This window comes from Tardiphaga sp. 813_E8_N1_3 (assembly GCF_051811025.1).
Lineage (GTDB): Bacteria > Pseudomonadota > Alphaproteobacteria > Rhizobiales > Xanthobacteraceae > Tardiphaga.
Map to the genome: position 1 here is coordinate 2,402,976 of NZ_JBPWQE010000001.1, position 17,292 is coordinate 2,420,267.

At 62.1% G+C, this 17,292-nt stretch carries 17 protein-coding genes; 6 read left to right on the forward strand and 11 right to left on the reverse strand.

The annotated features are described in order from the left end of the window. Positions 1-228 precede the first annotated feature (228 nt). Positions 229-816: a TetR/AcrR family transcriptional regulator gene (locus tag AB8A33_RS11470; protein WP_439092841.1), complete on the reverse strand. Its 588-nt coding sequence runs from the start codon at positions 814-816 to the stop codon at positions 229-231. 199 nt (positions 817-1,015) lie between these two features. Between AB8A33_RS11470 and AB8A33_RS11475 the strand changes: the two genes are divergently transcribed. The 4 genes from AB8A33_RS11475 to AB8A33_RS11490 all read left to right on the forward strand — a co-directional run bounded on the left by AB8A33_RS11475 (position 1,016) and on the right by AB8A33_RS11490 (position 7,416). Next, positions 1,016-2,224, forward strand: a complete 1,209-nt coding sequence (locus tag AB8A33_RS11475; protein ID WP_439092843.1) for an efflux RND transporter periplasmic adaptor subunit — start codon at positions 1,016-1,018, stop codon at positions 2,222-2,224. Positions 2,225-2,350: 126 nt separating this feature from the next. Further along, positions 2,351-5,581 (forward strand): efflux RND transporter permease subunit, encoded by a 3,231-nt coding sequence (locus tag AB8A33_RS11480; RefSeq protein WP_439092844.1) that lies wholly within the window; start codon positions 2,351-2,353, stop codon positions 5,579-5,581. Between the two features lie 193 nt (positions 5,582-5,774). Next, a complete protein-coding gene (locus tag AB8A33_RS11485) occupies positions 5,775-6,482 on the forward strand; it encodes a GrlR family regulatory protein (protein WP_439092845.1) in 708 nt (235 codons plus the stop codon). Positions 6,483-6,564: 82 nt separating this feature from the next. After that, positions 6,565-7,416: a tetratricopeptide repeat protein gene (locus AB8A33_RS11490; protein ID WP_439092846.1), complete on the forward strand. Its 852-nt coding sequence runs from the start codon at positions 6,565-6,567 to the stop codon at positions 7,414-7,416. Positions 7,417-7,429: 13 nt separating this feature from the next. Here the strand turns inward: AB8A33_RS11490 and AB8A33_RS11495 are convergent, their stop codons facing one another. Then, positions 7,430-7,894 carry a ClpXP protease specificity-enhancing factor SspB gene (locus AB8A33_RS11495; protein ID WP_439092847.1) on the reverse strand — a complete coding sequence of 155 codons (465 nt, stop codon included), beginning with the start codon at positions 7,892-7,894 and terminating at the stop codon, positions 7,430-7,432. Positions 7,895-8,038: 144 nt separating this feature from the next. Here AB8A33_RS11495 and AB8A33_RS11500 point away from each other — a divergent pair, with 144 nt between their 5' ends. Beyond that, on the forward strand, positions 8,039-8,320 hold the full coding sequence (locus AB8A33_RS11500; protein WP_092143777.1) for a hypothetical protein: 282 nt from the start codon (positions 8,039-8,041) through the stop codon (positions 8,318-8,320). Positions 8,321-8,322: 2 nt separating this feature from the next. On the opposite strand, the gene AB8A33_RS11505 is transcribed toward AB8A33_RS11500, so the two are convergent. From AB8A33_RS11505 to AB8A33_RS11535, 7 genes are all read right to left on the reverse strand, one after another. Continuing rightward, positions 8,323-8,940 (reverse strand): lysostaphin resistance A-like protein, encoded by a 618-nt coding sequence (locus AB8A33_RS11505; protein WP_439092849.1) that lies wholly within the window; start codon positions 8,938-8,940, stop codon positions 8,323-8,325. 162 nt (positions 8,941-9,102) lie between these two features. Then, complete coding sequence (locus AB8A33_RS11510; protein WP_439092850.1) at positions 9,103-10,131, reverse strand: Bug family tripartite tricarboxylate transporter substrate binding protein; 1,029 nt, start codon at positions 10,129-10,131, stop codon at positions 9,103-9,105. Then, positions 10,124-11,263, reverse strand: coding sequence for a mandelate racemase/muconate lactonizing enzyme family protein (locus AB8A33_RS11515; protein ID WP_439092851.1), 1,140 nt, complete (start codon positions 11,261-11,263; stop codon positions 10,124-10,126). Before AB8A33_RS11515 ends, AB8A33_RS11510 begins: the two co-directional genes overlap by 8 nt. Before the next feature lie 7 nt (positions 11,264-11,270). Beyond that, positions 11,271-12,224 carry a hydroxyacid dehydrogenase gene (locus AB8A33_RS11520; RefSeq protein ID WP_439092852.1) on the reverse strand — a complete coding sequence of 318 codons (954 nt, stop codon included), beginning with the start codon at positions 12,222-12,224 and terminating at the stop codon, positions 11,271-11,273. Position 12,225: 1 nt separating this feature from the next. Beyond that, complete coding sequence (locus AB8A33_RS11525) at positions 12,226-13,131, reverse strand: fumarylacetoacetate hydrolase family protein (protein ID WP_439092854.1); 906 nt, start codon at positions 13,129-13,131, stop codon at positions 12,226-12,228. Positions 13,132-13,147: 16 nt separating this feature from the next. Continuing rightward, positions 13,148-14,287: a mandelate racemase/muconate lactonizing enzyme family protein gene (locus AB8A33_RS11530; RefSeq protein ID WP_439092856.1), complete on the reverse strand. Its 1,140-nt coding sequence runs from the start codon at positions 14,285-14,287 to the stop codon at positions 13,148-13,150. Between the two features lie 57 nt (positions 14,288-14,344). Then, positions 14,345-15,319: a Bug family tripartite tricarboxylate transporter substrate binding protein gene (locus AB8A33_RS11535; protein ID WP_439092858.1), complete on the reverse strand. Its 975-nt coding sequence runs from the start codon at positions 15,317-15,319 to the stop codon at positions 14,345-14,347. A 121-nt stretch (positions 15,320-15,440) separates the two neighbouring features. On the opposite strand from AB8A33_RS11535, the gene AB8A33_RS11540 reads away from it, so the two are divergent. Next, positions 15,441-16,145, forward strand: coding sequence for a GntR family transcriptional regulator (locus AB8A33_RS11540; RefSeq protein ID WP_439092860.1), 705 nt, complete (start codon positions 15,441-15,443; stop codon positions 16,143-16,145). A gap of 9 nt (positions 16,146-16,154) precedes the next feature. Here AB8A33_RS11540 and AB8A33_RS11545 read toward each other — a convergent pair whose 3' ends face one another. Beyond that, complete coding sequence (locus AB8A33_RS11545) at positions 16,155-16,613, reverse strand: MEKHLA domain-containing protein (RefSeq protein ID WP_439092862.1); 459 nt, start codon at positions 16,611-16,613, stop codon at positions 16,155-16,157. Between the two features lie 110 nt (positions 16,614-16,723). Continuing rightward, positions 16,724-17,278, reverse strand: a complete 555-nt coding sequence (locus tag AB8A33_RS11550; RefSeq protein ID WP_439092864.1) for a TetR/AcrR family transcriptional regulator — start codon at positions 17,276-17,278, stop codon at positions 16,724-16,726. Between the last annotated feature and the right edge of the window lie 14 nt (positions 17,279-17,292).

Genomic DNA, 17,292 nt, shown 5'->3' on the forward strand with positions numbered 1-17,292 from the left:
GATGCGGTCGCGGCGTTTGTCTCTACCGGAGCATGATCTTATCCGAAAAGCGGCATCCACTTTTCGGGATCATGCTCTATTCTGCCGGACTGATCTGCGCCGGCAAGATCCGGCGGTCAATGAAACTGCTCAGCGTGAGCCCGAGCCCGGCCGTGGCGACGAGCGCGGCGAGCAGCGGAAGCTGTGCACGCTGACCGTACGATCTCAGCGCGAATGCAGGCGGACGGCTCAGACCGGAGGCCAGCTGCGCATGGCCATGTCGGCGAGTTTTCGCAATTGCGCGCGCGGTGCCCCGCCTGCGGCTTGCACGGCCATGCCCTGCAGGATAGCCGACACGTAGCGCGCGAGATCGCCGGCATCCGCATCGGCTGGCAGATCGCCTTCGGCGATGGCACGTGTGAAGCGAAGGCGCAGATCGTCCTCGCTCTTCGACCGGCGCGCCATCAGTTCCTGTTTGATTGTCTCCGCGGCATCACCGCAGCAGAGCGCGCCCTGCACCGCGAGGCAGCCGGGATTCTTGGGATCGGTCACCGCCTCGATCGATTCGTACAGGATATGCTCGACCGCTTCGCGGGCCGTGGGCTTGTCCAGGCCAATCCGGAAATAGCCGCCGGGGCCATCGACGTAGCGATCGAGCGCCTTGCGGAACAGATCTTCCTTGTTGCCAAACGCCGCATAGAGACTGGGCTTGGTAATGCCCATGGCTTCGGTGAGGTCGGCCATCGACGCGCCTTCGTAACCCTTGCGCCAGAACACATGCAGCGCGAGGTCGAGGGCCGTGTCGGTATCGAATTCACGAGGACGTCCCAGTGCCACGACGGGCTCTCCAAAGTTTTCTACCGTTCAGTAGATAAGTCTCTTGACAGTGGATGTCGATAGTCCATCTATACCGGACGTTACGAATGTGTGCGTTGCAGCGAAATGCCCGGCGGGAACCCGGCAGGCGCCAATGTACCGCTTAGCTACTGAAATGACAGGGCTTTACAAGGCCCACGCAGATTAAATGGGGTTCATAATGGCACATAATCTCCCTCGCAAGATCGCTTTTGGCGCTGGAATCGCGTTGGTGGCGGTCGCCGTTGGCGGCGGTGCGGCGCTGATGAATCTGTCCAGCGTGGCAGCTCAAGCCGAGTCCGGCGCGGTTGTTCCCGCCGCCGTTCAGGCTTCGGTTGCGCTGGTCGAAGCCAAGGCCACGGCGGCGTCGGATGAGTTTTCGGGCCGCCTTGAGGCCATCGAGCGGGTGGAAATCAGATCCCGCGTCGCAGGCGCGGTTCAGGAGATCCACTTTCGCGAAGGCGCGCTGGTGAAGAAGGACGACCTTCTGGTGCTGATCGATCCGGCGCTCTATGCCGCCGATGTCGACCGCGCTCAGGGGCAGGTGTCCGCGTCGCGGGCCCGCTTGATCCTTACCAAGGCCGATTTCGACCGCGGTCAGCAACTGACCAGCTCCAGCATTACCCAGCGCGATCTCGACAATCGTATCAATGCGTATCGTGAGGCCGAAGCCAACCTCAAGGCTGCAGAAGCCGCGCTCAAGACCGCCGAACTCAATCTCGGCTACACCGAAGTGCGCGCGCCGGTCTCGGGCCGTGTCGGCAAGGTGGAGATCACCGTCGGCAACCTGATTTCGGCCGGCCCGACCGCGCCGCTACTAACGACGCTGGTCTCGGTCAATCCCATCTATGCGAGCTTCAATGCCGACGAACAGTTGGTGTCGCGCGCGTTGAAGACGCTGGCTGACGAGAAGACGCCGGGCGATATCGACCGCATCCCGGTTCACATGACCACCATCACCGACAGCGCACCGGTGAAGGGCCACATGCAGTTCGTCGACAACCAGGTCGATCCGCGTAGCGGCACGGTGCGGGTGCGCGCCATGTTCGACAATGCCGACGGTCGCCTGATGCCCGGCCAGTTCGCGCGGCTCACCATGGGTCAGCCGAAGGCCGAGCAGACGCTGCTGATCAGCGAGCGGGCAGTCGGCACCGACCAGAACAAGAAGTTCGTTATGGTGGTCGATGCCAAGGACAAGGCGCAATATCGCGAAGTGATCCTGGGGCCCTCGGTCGATGGCATGCGCGTGATCCTCAACGGCCTGAAAGCCGGTGAACGGATCGTCGTGAATGGACTGCAGCGCGTGCGGCCGGGTGTGACCATCAAGCCGGAGATGGTGGCGATGAACGCCGCGTCTCTCGCTTCGGTCAAGGCCGTCGCGCAGAACTGATAACGACCGCCCTGTCCGCAGGCGGGCAGGGCGTACTTCCCAATATACAGCACGTCATCGAGGTCGAGCGATCGGCCGCGCAGGGCCGTTGCACCCTGCAGGTCCGGATCATCACGGAATAGCGCCATGAACTTTTCAAAATTCTTTATTGATCGCCCGATCTTTGCAGGCGTGTTGTCGACGGTGATTTTTCTCGCCGGCCTGTTATCGATGCCGGTGCTGCCGATCTCCGAATATCCGGAAGTTGCGCCGCCGACCGTGGTGGTGACAGCGAATTATCCCGGCGCCAATCCAAAGGTGATTGCGGAAACGGTCTCGACGCCTATCGAAGAGCAGATCAACGGCGTCGAGAACATGCTCTATATGAGCAGCCAGGCGACCACCGACGGCAGGATGACTCTTAACGTCACCTTCCGCCTCGGCACCGATCCCGACAAGGCGCAGCAGCTGGTGCAGAATCGCGTTTCGCAGGCCGAGCCGCGTCTCCCTGCGGAAGTCCGTGCGCTTGGTGTGACCACAATCAAGAGCGCGCCTGACCTGACCATGGTCGTGCATTTGCTGTCGCCGAACGACCGCTATGACATGACCTATCTGCGCAATTACGCCGTGCTCAACGTCAAGGATCGCCTCGCGCGCATCGAAGGCGTCGGTCAGGTGCAGCTGTTCGGCTCGGGCGACTACTCTATGCGTGTCTGGCTCGATCCGCAGAAGGTCGCCGAGCGCGGTCTGTCGCCGGGCGATGTCGTGCGCGAAATCCGTGCGCAGAACGTGCAGGCAGCAGCGGGGCAGGTGGGCGGTTCGCCCAATGAGCCCGGCCTGGATCTGCAGCTCTCCATCAACGCGCAGGGGCGCTTGCAGAGTGAGGAAGAGTTTGGCGAGATCATCGTCAAGAACGGCGACAACGGCGAAGTGGTGCGGTTGCGCGACATCGCGCGCATCGAGCTCGGCGCCGCAGACTATGCATTGCGTTCGCTGCTGAACAACAAGTCTGCAGTGGCAGTGCCGATCTTCCAGTCGCCGGGCTCCAATGCGATCCAGATCTCCGACAATGTCCGCAAGACCATGAAGGAGCTGAAGGAGAACATGCCGGACGGTGTCACCTACGACATCGTCTACGACCCCACGCAATTCGTTCGCGCCTCGATCGAGGCGGTGATCCATACGCTGCTTGAAGCCATCGCACTGGTGGTGCTTGTCGTCATCCTGTTCCTGCAGACATGGCGCGCCTCGATCATTCCCCTGATCGCGGTGCCGGTGTCGGTCGTCGGTACTTTCGCCGTGATGCATGTGTTCGGCTTTTCGGTGAATGCGCTGACGTTGTTTGGTCTCGTGCTGGCGATCGGCATCGTGGTGGATGACGCCATCGTCGTGGTGGAGAATGTCGAGCGCAATATCGAACGCGGGCTCGATCCGAAGAGCGCGGCCTATCAGGCCATGCGCGAAGTGACCGGCCCGATCATTGCGATCGCGCTGGTGCTGGTCGCCGTGTTCGTGCCGCTGGCCTTCATCACCGGACTGACCGGGCAGTTCTACAAGCAATTCGCGCTGACGGTGGCGATCTCGACGGTGATTTCGGCCTTCAATTCGCTGACGCTTTCGCCGGCGTTAGCTGCGCTGCTCCTGAAGGGCCATGACGCGCCGAAGGATGCGTTGACACGCTTCATGGACAAGACGCTCGGCTGGTTTTTTGTGCGCTTCAACCGCTTCTTTGCCAGAAGCTCCGACGCCTATAGCGGCGGCGTGAAGCGCGTCGTCTCGCGCCGCGCGGCAGTGATGGGAATCTACGTTCTGCTGATTGGTGTCACCGGGTATCTGTTCCACGCCGTCCCGGGCGGTTTCGTACCCGGTCAGGACAAGCAGTATCTGGTCGGCTTTGCCCAGCTCCCCGACGGCGCCACGCTGGATCGTACCGAAGAGGTGATCCGTCGCATGGGCGAGATTGCGCAGAAGGAGCCCGGCGTCGAGAATTCGATCCAGTTTCCGGGCCTGTCGATCAACGGCTTCACCAATTCGTCCAACTCCGGCATCGTCTTCATCGGCCTGGATGCGTTTGACAAACGCAAGGATCCGAGCCTGAGCGGAAATGCCATTGCGCTGTCGCTGAACAAGAAGTTTGCCGGCATTCAGGATGCCTTCATTGCCATGTTTCCGCCACCGCCAGTGTCGGGTCTTGGTACGATCGGCGGCTTCAAGCTGCAGATCGAGGATCGCGCAGGTCTCGGCTATGAGGCGCTGAACGACGCCACCAAGGCTTTCATCGGCAAGGCAATGCAGCAGAAGGAATTGGCCGGCCTGTTCTCGAGCTATCAGATCAACGTGCCGCAGCTCTATGCGGATGTCGATCGCACCAAGGCGCGACAGCTCAACGTGCCCGTCACCTCGGTGTTCGACACGATGCAGATCTATCTCGGCTCGCTCTATGTGAACGACTTCAACAAATTCGGTCGTACCTATTCGGTGCGCGTCCAGGCTGACGCCAAGTTCCGGGCGCGGGCCGATGATATTGGCCAGTTGAAAGTTCGCTCCGACAGCAACGAGATGATCCCGCTCTCGACGCTGCTGCGCGTCAAGGAAAGTGCAGGGCCGGAGCGCGCCATGCGCTACAACGGTTTCCTGTCGGCCGATATCAATGGCGGCGCGGCGCCCGGCTATTCCACCGGCCAAGCGCAGGACGCCGTGGCGCGTGTAGCCAAGGAGACGCTGCCCAAGGGCATCGACTTCGAATGGACCGAACTGACCTATCAGGAAATCATCGCCGGCAATTCGTCGCTGATCGTGTTCCCGGTGGCGATGCTGCTGGTGTTCCTGGTGCTTGCCGCGCAATACGAAAGCCTGACGCTGCCATTGTCGATCATCATGATCGTGCCGATGGGCTTGCTGGCGGCGATGTTCGGCGTCTGGTTGACCAAGGGTGACAACAACGTCTTCACCCAGATTGGTTTGATCGTCCTGGTGGGTCTGTCGGCGAAGAACGCCATTCTGATCGTGGAGTTTGCCCGCGAGTTGGAATTTGCCGGGCGGACGCCGATCCAGGCCGCGATCGAGGCCAGCCGTCTGCGGTTGCGGCCGATCCTGATGACGTCGCTGGCCTTCATCATGGGCGTCGTGCCGCTGGTGACGTCCACTGGCGCAGGCTCGGAGATGCGTCATGCCATGGGTGTCGCGGTGTTCGCCGGCATGATCGGCGTCACGGCCTTCGGCATCTTCTTCACGCCGATGTTCTATGTGCTGCTGCGTGCCATGGTAGGCAACCGTCCGCTGACCCAGCATGGCGAAGCGACGGTCGATCAGGCTGCGCCGCTGGCACCAGGATCGCATGAAGCAGAATCGCGCCCGCATGCCACGTCGCATTCGTAACGCCCGGGACGGGTAAGGAGACGCCTGACGAGGGCTGCTGGTCCACGGATGCGCCGTTTCGACCCATTCCAGGGCGAGGAATTGCGCAACCTGCGTCCAAGACTGTTGGAATCGCACCCAATTGGCCGGGTGCGCTTTCCTCCACTGCACATCTTCCGCTACAATGCGAAAGGCGCTGCAGGGGAATGACGGGTTGCGGACGGGTTTCTACAAATGCGAATACCGGGTTGATGAGGCGGTCGGCCGCAGCGTGATGTTTGTCGAGCATGGCAGCATGCTCGGCGGCAATTCCGCTTTTGCCCATATCGGCAGTTATGAGCTCCGGGGTGACGAGGTGGTGGCCGAGATTGAGAGCCGCCGCCACATGAACGATCCCAACTATCCCTCGCTGCTTGGCCAGGATGTGGCTACCATCAGCGTCACCGGCCGGCCCTATGGCGACACCTATCGTTTTCAGGGGGCGTCACCGCAGATGCCGGGCGCGAAATTCGAGTCGGTCATGACGACGATCGATGACGGCGAGATGCCTCCGGCCGGACCGATCGGTGCGGGTGGCATCGCCAACGGGCTGTATTCGATCCATCTGCGCACACTCGACGGCATAGATGGCGGGCTCAACGGCGTGATGCTGCTCCATGACGGCCGCATCCTCGGCGGCGACGCGTTCTTCTATTATCTCGGCGCCTATTCCTCCGCGGACGGGCGCTGGAAGGGCGAGATGCTTAATCAGGAGCACACGCCGGCAAAAGGCGAGAACCCGGTCTTCGGCGGCTATGAAATCGGTATCGGCTTTTCCGGCACTTGCGACGAAACCGGCGCCGAGCTGGAAGCCACGGCGCTGGCAGGCAAGCGGAGCCTGCGGCTGCAGGCCGTGCTGAAGCTGATCCGCAAGGCTGTGTGAGTTCCAGGCAGGCGCGCTGCTTGATGGGGTGCGCGCCTGTCCCTAATGTTGCCGGCGAATGACACAGATGGCGACAAGACCCATGACACAGCGTATCGGCGCGACGGCTCTGACCTGTTTGCTCGGCATTGCCGCAGGATTGGCTGTGTTGTCCGTGCCGTCGGGTGTGCAGGCCCAGTCTGCCGATCTGGTCCTGTGCGATCGGCTCGCGGCCGATCCCGCCGATCCCGACAAGCCGGCGGATGTGAAGGGTGTGGCCGATATCGCGAAAGCCGATATCGCCACCGCCATCAAATTCTGCCGAACCGCGTCTGGCGGGGCGCGGCGTGCAATGTTCCAGCTTGGGCGTGCCTATGCAGCAAATGCGCAGGTTGCGGAGTCGCTCGCAGCGTGGCGCAAGGCGGTGGACAAGGGCAGCACCTCGGCCATGGTTGAGCTCGGCGTCGCCTATGGCAACGGCACGGGCGTTGTGCGCGACGAGGCGCAAGCGCGAAAACTGTTCGAGCGCGCGGCCGAAGCCGGCAATCCGCGCGGTGTCAGCAATCTTGCAGCGCTGTCGGGCGGCGCAGGCGCGGGTTCTGACCCGATGCGCGCGCGGCAATTGCTGGCGAAATCTGCAGAGACCAATGCCGAGGCTCAGTATCAGCTCGGCATGATGCTGTCGGAAGGTATCGGCGGCGCGAAAGACGATGTTGCGGCACGCGGCCTGTTCGAGAAGGCGGCAGCACAGAACCATGCGGGCGCACTGGAGCGCATGGGCGCGTTCGCGCAAAGCGGCCGTGGTGGCGCGTCGGATAAGGATGCCGCGAAGGCCTATTATGAGAAGGCCGCAGCCCTTGGCGATGAAGATGCGAAGAAGGCGTTGGAACGCATCAAGTGTCCCTATGTGGTCAAGGACAAGCGCGGCAACGTCGTCACCAATATGTGCTTCTGATCAGCCTGGCTGACTACGGCTTGTCGCAGGTACGCGCGTTCGTCCCCGGGTCGAATTCGCGCCGGTTATTCACCGAGGGATCGACGAAATAGGTGACAGCGTTGAACGGCACCGTGACGCGCGACTTGACCCCCTTGAACCACAGGTCGACGCTGAAGCGATCCGCGGTGACGTTCAGTCGTTCGAACTGGTGCTGCAGCACGAACGTCATGTCTTCGGGATATTTGGCGCGCTGGGCATCGGGCACGATGACGCCGTCGAACGATGTCCTGAACGTGATCTCGTAATAGTGCCGGCCGCGCAGACCGCGTCTGGCGACGTCGGCGAGCGTGGATCGCACCTCGGCATATTGTGCGAGCGGGTCGGTGGTGCAGGGCTGCTGTGCTGCCGCATGCGACGTGAGTGCGGCGAGCATCATCACGACAGCGGCGAATAGTGTGATGAGTGTACGGAGGGGGCGAGGCCAGGAAGGTGTCATGATCCTTTGTCGCGGCGGGCACAGGCGGGTTCATCAAGCCCACAACAGCGATTTCCTGTCGCACCATTCGGCAACCATTTGTTTCAAATTGGACGCCTAAGCTCCCGGCGCTGAGTCGCCTTTTGCGATTTCCTGGAGCCGTCCGTGAACGAAAGCCTGATTGCCATCTGCCAGTTGTTTCTGGTGCCGCTGACCATCCTGTTTGCCGCGGTGGGCGTGGCCAACGCGCGCTTCGTCAAACTGCTGGTCTGTCTGCTCGGCGTCGGTCTCGCCGGACTTTGGCTCTATCGCATCTATCTGTGGACCGGCCTATCGGTGATCGACCGTCGGACCGCCTATGGCCTCGCGGGTTCCTTCGCACTGTGCTGGGTGCTGACGCTGCTGCATCAGATCAAGAGCAGCTTTGGCGGCGGATACGACCGCTAGCCTCAGGCGATGCCGAGCGAGAATGCCAGCGTGCCGATAGCGGCATGCGACAGGATCACCGGCCAGATGTTGCGCATCCGCAGATAGGCGAAACCCCAGACGATGCCGACCAGGAAGGTGTTGAGCAGCAGCACGTTGTCGCCATAGGCGATGTGGATCAGCGAGAACACCGCCGAGGAATAGATCACATAGGTCCAGGGCCTGACCTCCAGCCGATCGGTCATCAGTTTCGGTATAGACCGGCACACGACTTCCTGGCAGGGGCTGGACACCAGGACATAGAAGGGCGCGAAGCTGAGCCAGACCGGCGGCTTGTGGTCGAAGGTGAGAAAGCGGGTCTGAGCCACCATGATCGCAGCAATGCCCGCCGTGATCGCGGCACAGAATAGCCAGTGGCTGATGTCAGAGGGACGGCTGAGGCCAAGTTCCGCGACAGAGAAGCCGGCCAGCAGGCATAGCGCGATACACAGCACCGAGACGAACAGCAAAGCGGGGATGCGATATTCGAACGGCAGAAAGCCCCAGTGAATGGCGAGGCCGGGCGCCAGCAGCAGCGCGGCAAAGCCCGGAAGCGGGGCGATCAGTCGCCATTGGAATCGCTGCTGTCTTAAAACTGTCATGATGTTCTATAGCGGACATCATGCGGTGTTTTAATGGCAGAGCAGTCGTGCAAGCCGCCATAGACGAAAGCGTGATCGGCAACATGGTGAAACGCGTCGGTCGAAGCGGCGCGTTTTGAATGTCGGTCTATGGCAATGCGGGCGGCGGATCACTGCGCCCGTCTATTCCGGTTTGATCGCGGCGTCTTTCACGACCCTGGCCCATTTCTGGATCTCGGTCTTGATCTGATCCGCGAATTGCGCGGGCGTGCCGCCAACGGGTTCTACGCCCTGGTCGATGAAGCGACGCCTGACGTCGTCCTGTTTCAGGATCGCATTCATCTCGCCATTGAGCTTGCGCACGATCTCCTCGGGCATGCCCGCGGGACCGACGACGCCAAACCAGACATTGACCTCGTAGCCGGCCACGCCGGCGTCCGAGACGGTTGGAACGTCGGGTGCGAGTGTTGATCGCGTCTTGCTGCTCACTCCAAGGGCACGAAGCTTCCCGCCGTTCACCTGCGGCAGCACATTGGGCGTGTTGTCGAAAGCGACATCGATATGGCCGCCGAGCATGTCGTTCACCATCGGCGCGCTGCCCTTGTAGGGAACGTGCACGATGTCGATGCCGGCAAGACTCTTGAAAAGCTCCATCGACAGATGGTTCGACGAGCCGATGCCGGTGGAGCCGTAGCTGACCTTGCCGGGATTCTTGTTGGCGTAGTCGATCAGATCTTTGACCGTATTGATCGGCAGGGACGGTTTGACCACGAGCAGGTTCGGGGTCTGTCCTGCAAAGACCAGCGGCGTGAAGTCCTTCACGGTGTCATAGGGCAGGTTCTTGTAGATGCTCGGATTGGAGCCGAACGGGAAGGCGACGCCGAGCAGCGTATAGCCATCGGGGGCGGACTTGGCGACCGCTTCGGTACCGATCAGGGTGCCGCCGCCCGGTCGGTTCTCGACCACAACAGGAACGCCCCAGGCGTCCTGCAGTTTCTGTGCGAAGATTCGTCCGAGCGTGTCGTTGAAGCCGCCGGGCGGATAGGGGACGATATATTTGATGGTCTTGCTGGGATAGGTCTCGCCCGCTGGCGGGGACGCCTGCGCATGAACGCAGGCGGTGCCGGCCAGCAGTAGAATGAGCGCGCGGCAGGCGAAGTGAACGAGACGCGAGGCGCGCAGTACAACTTCAGCCCGACGCGGATCAGACATAGCAGGGACCCTCGATCAGCGGATGGGCATTAATGAAGGCTTCGTCGATCTCGACGCCGAGGCCTGGGATCTCTGACGGCGCGACGCAGCCATTGGCGTCGAGCTTGTAGGGAATGCCGCCAACTTCATCCCGGAACGGATTGTGCTTGGCGACGTCGCCTTCGAAATAGCCGGGGTCTTCGACTGCGGCGAGGACGTTGATCGTCGCCGCCATGTTGATGCCGGTCGCCGAGGTGTGCGGATTGAAGGAGAGCTTCCACGCCTGGGTCATGCCGGCAATGCGCATGGACTCGGTGACACCGCCGGTCTTCGACAGGTCCGGCTGCACGAAACTCACGGCGCGATCCTCAATCAGTCGGTTGAACTCGAAGCGCGTGAAATGGTTTTCGCCGGCTGCGAGCGGCGTCGAGCCCATCGCGGCGGCGGCCTGATAGGAACGATAGTCGAGCGCGGGGAACGGTTCCTCGAGCCAGCCGATCTGCAGATCGTCGTAGGCCGGCATCACGCGGCGGACATCGTCCAGCGTGTAGCCGGTGTTCGCGTCCACGAGGATTTCGATGGCATCGCCAACAGCCTTGCGGACGGCCGTGGCGCGGGCGACGTCGTCACGCGGATTGTCGCCGACACGCAGCTTCACCGCGCGGTAGCCTTTCGCGATGTAACCCTGCGCTTCCTCGGCCAGCGACTCCGGCGCCTGCCAGCCCAGCGAGATGCCGCCGGCATAGGCCTTGATCGGCTTCGACGCGCCGCCAAGGAGCTTGTAGAGCGGCCATCCCGCTGCCTTGGCGCGGATATCCCACAGCGCGAGGTCGAGACCGCTCAGCGCCATGGCCGCAGCATAACCCATGCCGTGGCTCGACAGCTGCATCTGATAGACGCGGTGCCACACGCCGACGACGTTCATCGCGTCCATGCCGATGACGAGTTCAGCGATAGTCGTGTCGATGAGCTTGGCGATCGCACCCGGGCAGCGGCCGTGATGCGCTTCGCCCCAGCCGGTAACGCCTTCATCGGTCGTGACCTTGACCAGCACGGCGTCACGCTTGACGGCACGGCCGATGCCGAGGCGGACGTTCTGTCCCTGCGGGACGCGGTAGGAAATCGGAACGGCTTTGATCGCAGTAATCTTCATGGGAGCCTCACGCTGCCTTGTGACCGGGATTGACGAGATTGAGCGGTTGTTCGCCGCGCAGGATGCGCAGCATTTCTTCGGCGGCACCGACTGCCATGCCGCGGCTGCTGCTCGCGGTGATCGCCGCCGAGTGGGGAGTCAGCAAAAGGTTGGGGCAATCGAACAATGCGTCGTCTGCGGGGAGCGGCTGGATGTCAAACACATCAAGCGCCGCACCGCCGAGTTTGCCTGATTTCAACGCTGCGATCAGCGGTGCATTCTCGACGACGGCGCCGCGCGAAACGTTGACCAGAACGGCATCGGGCTTCATCTGGCCGATGCGCGCGGCATTGACGAGGCCGCGCGTTTCATCGGTCAGTGAACAGCAGATCACGAGGGCATCGCTGCGCGTGAACAATTGATCCAGCGAGACTTCCTCGACATCGGCGGGAAGCGATCCCTTGCGCCGCGATGTGCCGATCACCTTCATGCCAAAACCTTGCCTGGCAATCTGCGCGACGCGGCGGCCGATCGTGCCGACTCCGAGAATACCGAGTGTTGAGCCGTTCAGTTCAGTAAAGGTCTCGGCTGTCGCGCGCGACGCGCCCCAGCCCTTATCACGTATCAGCCCGTTCATGAGGTGGATCGGACGCCGCAGATGCAGCAGCGCCGACATCGCATATTCCGCGACGGCACTCGTATTGCTGCCCGGCAGATTGGCGACAGCGACGCCGCGCGCCGTGGCCGCATCGACGGGGATGAAATCGAGGCCGACGCCGTGACGGACCATGCCCTTCAGGCGCGGCGCGTGATCGACGATGTCGTCGGGCAGTTTTGCGCGCACGATGATGCCGTCGGCGTCTTTCGCCCATGCGCGCAGCGTGTCCGGCTTGGTATCGGGCGCCGTGATCAGCCGCGCATGCGGCGACAGGATCGCTTCGCCATCGGCATGCATTGGATTGGTCAGGAGAACTGTGGGCATGTCAGGCATCGAAAGCCGGTCCTTCGGTAATGGGATTGGCGAGCTGGCCAAGTCGCTCGACACTGGCGGTCACGGTCGAGCCGGGTTTCAGCCAAGCCGGTGGCTTGTGCATGGCCGCGACGCCGGCTGGCGTTCCGGTCGCGATGACATCGCCGGGTTCGAGCGGCCCGCGATGTGACAGCCAGGATACGAGGTCGGCGACGCCGAAGATCATGTCCCTGGTCGATCCCTTCTGCAGCACCTTGCCGTCGACCGTCAGAGACACCTGCAGCGCCTGCGGATCGGTGATCTCGTCAGATGAGGCGAGGAACGGCCCGAACGGGCCGAAACTCGAGATATTCTTGCCGCGGTCGAAATGGCCGTCGGCCTTGATCATTTCGCTGGCGCTGATGTCGTTGAAGCAACCATAAGCCGCGACGCATTCGAGAGCTTGTTCCTTCGAGACGTTCACGGCGCGCTTGCCGATCACAGCGGCGAGTTCGGCCTCATAGGTGACGCCGCCGATCCCTGCGGGCAGGATGATTGATCGGCCTGCAGCAATGACCGTGCGCGCCGCTTTCATGAACAGCACGGGCTCGGTCGGTGCGACGATGCCACGCTCGGCAATCGCATCGTGATAGTTGTGCGCGATCCCGAAGATGCGGCGTGGGGCAGGAAGCGGCGCGAGCAGCGTCACGCGATCCGCGCTTAGCCTGGCTGCGTCAGCCAGACCGTGAGCGGTGATGATACTGACGACCTTGCCAAGACCTGCATCCAGAAAGGCCTGAATTTGCGGCGCGATGCCGTTCAGGCCTGCCCGCATCGTGGGGTGAGCCAGATCGACGACGACATCGGTCGGACGTGTGGCGTCGCCGACCAGGACGCCGGCACGCGTCAGGCCGGACTCGACGAAGGTGACGAACTTCATGACTGCGGCCTCGCCATCACGCGACGCGATACTTGTCGATGACCGCGCGATCGACCTCGATACCGAGGCCAGCGCCATCAGGCACGGCGATGACGCCATTGACCTGCTGGATCGGCGTTTTCGCGAGATGATCGCGGAATGGGTTTTCCTCCTGTTCGAATTCCAGCATCGGCGGCATCGGAAACAGGCTGGGCGGCTGGTTCGGGATCGAGGCGAGGAAGTGGATCGTTGCAGCTAGGCCGACCACCGAGCCCCAGGCATGCGGTACGCATTCGACGCCATGGGTGCTGGCGAGTGCGGCGATCTTCTTGCATTCGGTGATGCCGCCGGCGGCACAGACGTCCGGCTGCACGATGTCCATCGCCTTGCGCACGATAGCGTCGCGAAAACCCCAGCGGGTGAATTCGTTCTCGCCGCCGGCGACCGCCATGTCGAGCGCCCGGGTGACTTCGATGTAGCCGTCGATATCCTCCGGCGAAATCGGCTCCTCGAACCACTCGATGTCGAGCTCTTCGAGTTTGCGGCCGAGCTTGATGGCTGCGGGCACGGTGAGGCAATGATTGGCGTCGACCATCAGCTTGATGTCCGAGCCGATCGCCTCACGCACGGCCTTGACGCGCTCGTAGTCGCGCTTGATCGAGCCGAGGCCGATCTTCATCTTGATCGCCTTGAAGCCGGCCTTCTTGTAACCGACGGCTTCCTCAACGGCTTCATCGACCAAGCGATCCATGTCGGTGAAATAGAGACCGGTCGCGTAGCAATCGACTTCGGTGCGGAAGGCGCCGCCGATCAGTTTGTGGACCGGCTTGTTGCAGACCTTGCCGATGATGTCCCAGAGCGCGATGTCGATGCCGCTGATGGCCGCGATCGACATGCCCTTCGGGCCATAGTCCTTGATGCGGTTGTAGAGATCTTCCCAGATCACTTCGACATCGAACGGATCGCGGCCGATGACGCGCGGCGCAAGCTGGGTGTCGATGAAGGCCTTGGCGACAGCGGAGGGGCCGTAGCACTCGCCCCATCCGACGATGCCGTCACTCGTTTCGATCTCGACGAGGCAGGTGCCGCGCGTCTTGTAGAGCCAGCCGCGTGACGACGTGAACGGACGCTGCACGGGAGCGGCGACGACATGGCAGGTGATTTTCTTGATATTCAATGGTGTGTCCTCGTCGAGATCGATCAGGTGGATGCGGCCGGCGGGTGCCGGTCGCGTTTATTCTTTCGGGAAAGTTTGCGCGGCGACCTTGCCGATCGCGGCGGCGACGCCGTCGACTTCCTTGGTGAGCGCGTCGCCGGTCACGTCGTCGACCAGGAAGACGTTTTTCTTGGCGAATTCCTTGAAGCGCGGGTCCTGGATGGCGGCGCGGAATGCGGTGGTCAGCTTGGTGCGGACATCGTCAGGCAGGTTCGCCGGGCCGACCACATAGGCCATCTGCACGACAGGGCCGTATGGGAAGACGTCGATGCCTTTTTCCTTGAAGGTCGGGACATCAGGAAACATCTCGAGCCGTTCATTGGCGAAGATGCCGATCGGCTTAAGCAGGTTGTCCTGAATTTGGCCCAGCGTTTCGGATGGTTTGAGCACGCCGGAATCGACATGTTGTCCGATCAGATCGGCAACGACTTTTGAGCCGCCGGTATAGGGAACGTTGACATAGTCGACGCCGGCCGCGCGCGCGGTCATCGAGGCGAAGATGTGGTTGAGGTTGTAGTTGCCGGGCGTGCCGATGGTGACCTTGCCGGGCTTCGCCTTCATGTTGGCGATGTAGTCGGGGAGCGCCTTGATCGTGCCGGTGGAAGGCACAAGCAGCATCAGGGGATCGGTTGAGACCCGTGCGATGTGAGTGAAGTTGCTGTTGGTGAGTCCGTTCGCCTTGTTCTGGGCGATCAGCGCCAGCGTCGAACTGGTCCCCATGCCGATCGTGTAGCCATCCGGCGCGGAACTCGCGACGCGTTTCATGCCGATGACGCCGGTGGCGCCGACGACATTCTCGATCACGATCTTGATGCCGTGTTCGCGCAGGATCGGGTCCAGCGCACGTGCGGCCACGTCGTTGGAGCCGCCGGCATTCCACGGCACGATGAAGGTGATGTCCTTCTGCGGAAAGTTGGATTGTGCGTGAGCAGGCAGGGACCAGCATCCCAATACCAATCCGAGCGCGGCAAAGCTGACGCGTTGAACAAACATTGTTTTCCTCCCATTTTTGGTGTTTGTTATAACAAACATCTTTATGGGTCAATGGAACAAATAACCGCGGTTGCGGGACATGAATTTGCGGGACTCAATGGGGTGAGGTAGCGAGCACAGAATGACCGCACTGAAACGGATCGAACGCGAACCGCTCTGGGACTTGGCGCATGCGCAGCTCCGGGACGCGCTGCTGGCTGGCCGTTTCGCGCCAGGCACGGTGCTGACCTTGCGCGCGCTCGCGGAGAGCTTCGGCACGTCGATCACGCCGGTGCGCGACGCAGTCACCCGGCTGGTCGCACAGGGCGTGTTGCAGCAGGGCCCCCGCAATGCTGCGATCGTGCCGCATCTGACGGCGCGCGAGCTCGCCGATCTGACCGTGGTGCGCTGTGCGCTGGAGGGGCAGGCGGCGCGGGAAGCCGCGGCCCGGCGCAACGCGGCGGGACTCGAACGTCTGAAGTCACTGCTGGCGACGATGCAGTCGCTGATCGCCGCAAAAAATCTCGAAAGCTATCTCGATTATCACCGCCAGTTTCACTTCGAGATCTATGCGATGTCGGGCGTCCCTATCCTCGTCGAGACCATCGAGAATATGTGGCTGCGCTGCGGCCCGGTGCTGTCTTTCGTGATCCCCGAATATGTCGTGCTGCTGAAGGGCTGGGATCACCACACGGCAGCGCTCAAGGCCATCGTCGCAGGCGATGCCGATGCCGCCGAGCGCGAGATCGTCGCCGATATCACCGAGGCCGCGGACTATCTCGCAAGCCTTGCCGATGCCAACGGACAGTTGCGCCGGCCACTGCGTGAGGCGCTGGCGACGTCGTAGCTGCCGCGCTCACACATCCGTCCATGATGTGAACAGCGCTGCCTGACCGTGTCGCTCGCCGTTCTCGTCTCTCAGTTCCCAGACAATGCCGCCTTCGATCCAGAAGCGCCGGCCGGATTTTGCGATCCGCAACCCGCGATAATTGTCGATGAAGCCGTTGCGCGCGACGGCATCGAGCAGGCGCTGGCGCTCGTCGCGGTTCGGCGCTTCTGCCGAGAGGCGCGACGGGATGGTGATGAATTCATCCCAGCCATATTCGAAGCAGCGCTGTGCGGTTTTGTTGGCATAGACGAAGACCGGATCGGCGGCAGTATTATGTGCGAGCACCGCGAATGGTGCGTCGCTGTAGAGCCACGCTGCATCTTGCCCAGGCGCCAACAGGGGCTTCCCGACAGTGCGGAGATAACTCCCGGTGAGGAGCTTGAAGAAGGATGGATAGAGCGCGGTAGCGGGCGATTTATCAGTCACGGGAATCTCGCGTCGTCGGGTGATGCGGAGATAGAAGATGCGTTCGTATCTAACATCGTCACCAAACGCGGTGCTGAACTACCTTGGATGCATATGTTGGCTGGTGAGATCTATTGCGTTGCCATTGCGATCAGACGGCTGCGCAGCTTCTCCCGGTCCATGCGTAAATCCGCAGGCAACTGCTGTAGGTCAGCAAGCCAGACGCCATCGGCAGCGTAGCGGACGATCTCAAGCTGCGGCGCTGCATCCGTGTCGTGATGGCGCGCGAGGCGCGCGCGCAGCCAGTCGGACCATTGCTTGCGTGCGACCGGCTCGGTGAGCAGCGCGACGCAAGTGGATTCGAGGGCAGGTGCAAACTCCGCCATCGCGAATGTCGCGACGATATAGGCACGGGTGAAGCAACCGTAACCTTGGCCATCCTGTGCGAGCGTTGCTTCGATGGCGGCGTCGAATTTGTCGATCTGATCCTTGAGGACCGCGTCGATCAGTTTCTCCTTGCTGGGGAAGTGATGAAACAGACCACCCTTGGTGACACCGGCCGCATCGGCAACGGCCTGCACCGTGACGGCCTGTAGGCCGCGTTCGATGGCGAGGCGCGCGGCGCAATCGATCAGTGTGCGTCGGACCAGTTCAGGTTGTTTCTTGCGTTCATAGGCTTCGTTCATGGGATCATCTGGCC